This window comes from Kitasatospora sp. NPDC048407, assembly GCF_043200475.1.
In the GTDB taxonomy this organism is placed as follows: Bacteria; Actinomycetota; Actinomycetes; order Streptomycetales; family Streptomycetaceae; genus Kitasatospora.
In genome coordinates, this window is record NZ_JBICXW010000029.1 from 67,270 (window position 1) to 74,133 (window position 6,864).

Annotated in this window: 4 protein-coding genes; 1 reads left to right on the forward strand and 3 read right to left on the reverse strand. The window is 71.2% G+C overall.

Going from position 1 to position 6,864, the window contains the following annotated elements; genetic code table 11:
- Positions 1–34: 34 nt before the first annotated feature.
- The 3 genes from ACGFWJ_RS33110 to ACGFWJ_RS33120 form a co-directional block, all read right to left on the reverse strand.
- Positions 35–1,057, reverse strand: coding sequence for an ABC transporter permease (locus ACGFWJ_RS33110; protein ID WP_392956088.1), 1,023 nt, complete (start codon positions 1,055–1,057; stop codon positions 35–37).
- A complete protein-coding gene (locus tag ACGFWJ_RS33115; RefSeq protein ID WP_392956091.1) occupies positions 1,054–2,628 on the reverse strand; it encodes a sugar ABC transporter ATP-binding protein in 1,575 nt (524 codons plus the stop codon). Before ACGFWJ_RS33115 ends, ACGFWJ_RS33110 begins: the two co-directional genes overlap by 4 nt.
- Positions 2,629–2,750: 122 nt before the next feature.
- On the reverse strand, positions 2,751–3,794 hold the full coding sequence (locus tag ACGFWJ_RS33120) for a substrate-binding domain-containing protein (RefSeq protein ID WP_387642628.1): 1,044 nt from the start codon (positions 3,792–3,794) through the stop codon (positions 2,751–2,753).
- A 510-nt stretch (positions 3,795–4,304) separates the two neighbouring features.
- On the opposite strand from ACGFWJ_RS33120, the gene ACGFWJ_RS33125 reads away from it, so the two are divergent.
- The gene (locus ACGFWJ_RS33125; protein WP_392956093.1) at positions 4,305–6,767 is read left to right on the forward strand and encodes a ricin-type beta-trefoil lectin domain protein; all 2,463 of its coding nucleotides are present in this window, start codon (positions 4,305–4,307) and stop codon (positions 6,765–6,767) included.
- The last annotated feature ends 97 nt before the right edge of the window (positions 6,768–6,864 follow it).

The following is a 6,864-nucleotide window of genomic DNA, read 5'->3' on the forward strand; positions in this document are numbered from 1 at the left end:
GTGCTTCCTGTCTGTCGGCGGGAGGGAGGAAGCGTCAGGCGGGAAGGCCGACTGCGCGTTCGCGGGTGCGGCGCTGCTGGATGACCACGGCGGCGACCAGCAGGGTGCCCTGGGCGACGTTCTGCCAGAAGGTGTTGATGCCCTGGACGGTGAGGCCGTTCTGCAGGGCGCCGAGCAGGGCGACGGCCAGCAGGGTGCCGCCGATGCTGCCCTTGCCGCCCTTGAGGGCGCAGCCGCCGAGGGCGGCGGCGGTGATGGACTGGAGTTCCAGGCCCTCGCTGCCGGAGACCGGCTGGCCGCTGCCGGTGCGGGCGGTGAGCAGCACGCCGGCGAGGGCGGCGACGGCGCCGCTGAGCGCGTAGGCCGCGATCAGGTACTTGTTGAGGTTGATGCCGGCCAGCCGGGCGGCGGTGTCGTTGCCGCCGATGGCGTAGATGTTGCGGCCGATGTCGGTGTACGTGAGCAGCACGTGGACGGCGGCGGCGACCAGGATCAGGATCCACACCATGGTCGGCAGGCCGGCGATCTTGCCGCGGCTGAGGAAGACGAACACCGGGTCGCCGAGCACGTAGCCCTGCGCCCGTCCGTCGGAGGCGAGTTGGGCCACGCCCTTGTACGCGGCGAGGCCGGCCAGGGTGGCGATGGTCGGGTTGACCCGGCCGTAGATGATCACCGCGCCGTTGAGCAGGCCGACGGCCGCGCCGAGCGCGAGCGCGGCGCCGATGCCGGCGGGGGCGCTGGAGCCGGCGGCGGTGAACACCATCGCGGAGACCACGGAGGCGAGGCCGGCCTGCGAGCCGACCGAGATGTCCAGGCCGCCGCAGATGATGACGACGGTCTGCACGACGGCCAGCAGGCCGGCGATGGTGGCGGCCTCGGCGATCACCTGGATGTTGTCCCAGCCGAGGAAGTTGGCGTTGAGCGAGCCGAACAGCGCGACGACGGCGACGAGCGCGCCGATCAGGCTGAGGTTCTGCCCGCCGACGGCGCCGAGGAGCGCACGCGCGCCGCCGGTGCGCTGCTGCGGTGCGGTGGTGGGGGCGGTGCTGGTGGTCATGCGGTTGCTCCGGTGTTGGCGGGGACGTCGGTCGGGTCGTCGGTGGACAGGTCCTCGGCCATGGCGAGGGCGAGGATGGCCTCCTCGGAGGCTTCGTCGCGGGTCAGCCGGCCGGTCACCCGGCCGTTCTGCATGACGACGACGCGGTCGGCGAGGCCGAGGACCTCGGGAAGTTCGGAGGAGATGACCAGCACCGCGACGCCCTCGCGGGCGAGGTCCGCGATGATCCGGTAGATCTCGGCCTTGGCGCCGATGTCCACGCCGCGGGTGGGTTCGTCCAGGATCAGCAGGTCGGGTCGTCGGGCCAGCCAGCGGGCCAGCACCACCTTCTGCTGGTTGCCGCCGGACAGGGTGCGGACCTCGGTCTCGATCGAGGGGGCGCGCACCCGCAGCCGGTCGGCATAGCGCTGGGCGAGTTCCTTCTCCGCACGGGCCTTGACGAAGCGTCGGCGGCGCAGCCTGTCCAGGCTGACCAGCGAGGTGTTGTCGCGGATGGTGCGGTGCAGGAACAGCGCCTGGGCCTTGCGCTCCTCGGGGGCGAGGCCGATTCCGGCCCGGATCGCGGCCCGCGGGCTGCTCAGGCGCACCTCCTGGCCGGAGAGGCTGACCGTGCCGGAGTGGATCGGGGCGTCGCCGGCCAGGGCGAGGGCGAGTTCGGAGCGCCCGGCGCCGATCAGGCCGGCCAGGGCGACGACCTCGCCGGCGTGCACGGTGAGGGAGACGTCCTGGACGTCGTCGGTGCACAGGCGGTCCACGTCGAGCACCACCCGGTCGGTGGCGACGTTCTGCCGGACGAACAGTGCGGACAGGTCGCGGCCGACCATCAGCCGGACCAGTTCGCTCTCGTCGGTGTCGGCGGCCTCGACCACGCCGGCCAGCGTGCCGTCGCGCAGGACGGCGATGCGGTCGGCGAGTTGGAAGATTTCCTTCATCCGGTGCGAGACGTAGATGACGGCGATGCCGTCCTCGCGCAGCCGCCGGATGAGCGCGAACAGCGCGTCCACCTCGTGTTCGGACAGCGAGGAGGTGGGTTCGTCGAAGGCGATCGCCCGGGGCGGGGTGCGGCCGGTGAGGGCGCGCAGGATCTCGACCAACTGTCGCTGAGCCGGGGTGAGTTCGGAGCCGAGGAGGTCGGGGTCGAGGACCTTGGCAAAGCCCAGGCGCTCCAGGTCGGCGGTGATCCGGCGGCGCAGTTCGGCGCGGTCCAGTCGGCGGCCGGCCCGGCGCGGCAGGGATCCGGCGTAGACGTTCTCGGCGACCGACACGTGCGGGACGATCTCGGGTTCCTGCGGGATGATCCGGATTCCGGCGCGGCGGGCGTCGGTCGGCGAGTTCAGTTCGAGCGGCTCGCCGTCCAGCAGCACCCGGCCCTCGCTGGGCCGGTGATCGCCCGTCAGGATGCGCAGCAGGGTGGACTTTCCGGCGCCGTTCTCGCCCATCAGGGCGGTGACCCGGCCGGGCGGGAAGTCCAGGTCGATGCCGTTCAGCGCCTGGACGGCGCCGAAGTTCTTGCCGATGTTCTCGGCGGTCAGGCCGGCGGGTGCGGCGGGCGAGCGGCTGGGTGTGGTCATCGTGGCCTCAACTGGCTTTGCGGAGCGGGCAGTTCCAAGTGCGGGGTGCCCCTGCGGGCAGCGTGGTACGGGCCGGTGCGGCGCCAGGTGCGGAGGTCCGCCGCGCCGGCCCGGGCGGGGGGTCAGCCGCAGGAGACGCCGGCGGTCTGCCAGGTGGCGGCGTCGACCATCTTGGTCGGGGCGAACGCCTCGGCGGGGAAGTCCTTGCCGTTCTTGAGCTTGTCGTACATGGTCTGGACGGCGAGTGCGCCGACGTCCTTGCCGTTGATGAAGAGCGCGGCCTTCATGCCGGACGGCTTGCCGGACTTCCAGTCCTTGCAGGCGAGGTAGGCGCCGAGGCCGACGCCGTCGATGTCGTCGGGGCTGACGTTGGCGTTCTGCAGGGCGGTGACGGCGCCCTGGACGTTCTCGTCGTTGCAGCCCCAGACCACCCAGTGCTTGACGCCGGGGTTGGCGGTGACGGTGGCGGCGACCTTGTCCTGGGCGCCGGTAGGAGTGTTGTCGGTGGCGACGTCGATGTTCTGGACGCCCTGGACGGTCGAGTTGAAGGCGGCCTTGGCGGCCTTGACCCGGTCGCCGCAGACCGTGACGTCCTGCTTCCAGGCGGAGATGATCCGGGTGTCGGCCGGGTTCCAGCCGGCCTTCCGGTACTCCTCGGCGGCGCGCTTGCCGACCTCGCCGCCCATCTGCTCGCCGGAGAAGCCGATCCGCGGCACCAGCTGGTCCTTGCCGCAGGAGGCCGGGGCGGGGCCGGTGGTGCAGATCTGGTCGTCGGAGGTGAGCAGCGCGACCTTGCCGTCCTTGGCGGTCTGCACGACCTGCGGGCCGACCGCCGGGTCCGGGACGACGACGATCAGGCCGTTGCTCTTCTGCGCGATCGCGGCCTGCACCTCGCTGACGGTCTTGTTGGCGTCGTTGCCGAGGTTGACCACCTTCAGGTCGACCCCGAGCTCGGCGGCCTTCGCCTTCGCGCCGCCCGCCTCACCGACGAAGTACTCCTGGTCGCCCTGCTTCTGCAGGTACGTGATCGAGACCTTCCCGCTGACCGGGGCGATCGGGGCGGCTCCGGAGGTCGACTCCTGGCCGGTGGAGCAGGCGGTGAGGCCGAGGGCGGCGGTGATGCCGAGCGAGGTGAAGGCGAGCAGGCGGGAACGGGCGGGGGACATGGAGCGGCTCCAGGGTGGCTGAGGGAGGCCGACCGGATGCAACACAACCGATCAGAGTTCACCACTTTCAAACGTGGTGAATCACAGGAAAACCATCGGTTCACCCGCCCGTCAAGAGGCCGCAAACGTTCGAATCGCGGGCGATACCCATCCGTTACAGAGTGGCCTCGCAGAAGTCTCCGGACAATTCACTACCTACGAAATGAGGACCTTTTTACTGAGTACCCGGATCCTTTCCTCGGAGGGTGGATGCGCAGCTCAGTGCCCATCTAGGGTAGAAGGAACCGCATCGCGCGCCCGCGCGCACGGGCGCGCCCGGAGTAATCCGCTCCGCTCCACAGAGTGCTGCCGCCAGGCTCAGGACGATTCCACCGGATGCCGATCCGGCCGAGCCCGGGAGTTGTCCGGAAAATCCGCAGAGCGCCTCGTTGACCGACGCCGACCACCGCCCTACTGTTCGGTTCTGCTCGAGTCCGTTTGTTTGTGAGTACTCACGAAGGGCGCCCACCCATGCGCGGATCCCCCCACGTCCTGGCCGTCTCCCGACGCGCACTCAGAAGGGCGGCCGTCGCCGCCTCCCTCCTGCTGTCCGGCGCGCTCGTCGCGGCCCAGGCAACCGCCCCCGCCCTCGCCGCCCCGGCCCCCGCCCCCGGAACGTCGATCACCGTGGACGGCAGCAAGTCCGGCCGGGTCTTCGACGGCATCGGCGCCGCCTCCGGCGGCGGCGGCAACTCCCGCCTGCTGATCGACTACCCCGAGCCGCAGCGCAGCCAGCTCCTCGACTACCTCTTCAAGCCCGGGTATGGCGCCTCCCTCCAGTCGCTGAAGATCGAGATCGGCGGCGACACCAACTCCACCGACGGCGCGGAGCCCAGCTACCAGCACACCCGGGGCGCGGTCGACTGCAACCAGGGTTACGAGTGGTGGCTGGCCGAGCAGGCCAAGGCCCGCAACCCCGACATCAAGCTCTACGGCCTGGCCTGGGGCGCGCCCGGCTGGATCGGCGTCGACGACCCCGCCAACCCCGCGCCCGGCAAGCCGTACTTCTGGTCCCAGGACATGGTCGACTACCTGATGGGCTGGTTCGGCTGCGCCGCGCAGCACCACCTGCCGATCGACTACCTCGGCGGCTGGAACGAGCGCGAGTACGACGCCGCCTGGTACAAGAAGCTCAAGGCCGCGCTGCTCGCCAACGGCCACGCCGGCACCAAGGTGGTCGGCGCGGACAGCTACGACTGGAACCTCGCCACCGCGATGGCCGCCGACCCGGCGCTGAACTCCGCGATCGACGTCATCGGCATGCACTACCCGTGCGGCTACCTGGGTTCGATGTCCACCTGCAACAGCACGGCGGCCGCACAGTCCCTGGGCAAGCCGATCTGGGCCAGCGAGAGCGGCTCGCAGGACTACAACGCCGGAGCCCCGGCGGTGGCGCGCGCGATCAACCGCGACTACATCGACGGCCGGATGACCTCCTTCATGAACTGGCCAGTCGTTGCCGCGCTCTACCAGAACCTGTACTTCTCCACCGACGGCCTGTCACTGGCGGCGCAGCCCTGGTCCGGCAACTACTCGGTCGGCCAGACCACTTGGGCCACCGCACACACCACCCAGTTCGCCAAGCCGGGCTGGACGTACCTCGATCCGGCCAGCGGCTACCTCGGCGGCAACCGGGCCAACGGCAGCTACGTCACCCTGAAGTCACCGAACGGCGCCGACTACTCCACCGTGCTCGAGACCATGGACGCCACCGCCGCGCAGACCGTCGCCCTCACGATCACGGGCGGCCTGTCCACCGGCCGGGTGCATGTGTGGTCGACCGACCTGTCGACCACCGACACCTCCGACGACTTCGTCCAGCAGAAGGACGTCCTCCCCTCCCACGGGACGTACACCCTCACCCTGCAGCCCGGCCACATCTACACCGTGACCACCACCACCGGCCAGGGCAAGGGCACCGCCACCGCGCCGGCGGCCGCACCACTGAACCTGCCCTACACGGACGACTTCGACCGGCCGGCCGCGACCACCTCGCCGAAGTACTTCTCCGACATGAACGGCGCCTTCCGGACCGGCCCCTGCGGCGGCGGCCGCACCGGGGCGTGCCTGCGCCAGATGGCCCCCGTCTCGCCGATCCGCTGGACCGACGAGTCGAACAACATGCCTTACACCATCGCGGGCGACAGCAGCTGGGTGAACTACACGGTCGGCGCCGACACCCTGTTCGAGCAGCCGGGCTCGACCGAGGTACTCGGCCGGGTCAACCAACAGGGCCGCAACAACGGCGGGCTGAACGCCTACCACCTGCGGCTCGGCGACACCGGCGACTGGGCGATCCTGCGCAGCGACCTGTCGTGGAACCTCACCACCCTGGCCTCCGGCACCGTCCCCGCGTCCGGCCTGAACACCTGGCACCACCTCGCCCTCACCATGCAGGGCTCGACGCTGACCGCCGCGATCGACGGGCAGACCGTCGGCACCGCCACCGACCACGCGTTCACCTCCGGCATGGGCGGCCTGGCCGTGACCGGCTACCAGACCCAGCAGTTCGACTCCTTCGCCCTCACCCCCGGCACCGGCGGCGGCCCCTTCACCGGCCCGGTCACCTCCGGCGTCACCGGCAAGTGCCTCGACGCCGCCGGCGGCTCCACGACCGACGGCACCAAGGCCGTGATCCGGACCTGCGACACCGCCGACCCGGCCCAGACCTGGACCTGGGACAACGGCCGGCTCCTGTTCGGCGGCAAGTGCCTGGACGTGGTCGGCCAGGGCACCGTGCCCGGCACCCCGGTCGACCTGTGGACCTGCCACGGCGGCACCAATCAGCAGTGGACCCCGCAGCCCGACGGCAGCCTCAAGGGCGTCCAGTCCGCCCTGTGCCTGGACGACCCCGCCGCCAGCACCACCGACGGCACCCAACTGATCGTCTGGACCTGCAACGGTGGCGCCAACCAGCGCTGGAACCTGCCGTAATCCTCGTGGGGGGGGGGGGGGGGGGGGGGGGGGGGGGGGGGGGGGGGGGGGGGGGGGGGGGGGGGGGGGGCCCCGGGGACGGGCGGGGGGGGGGGCG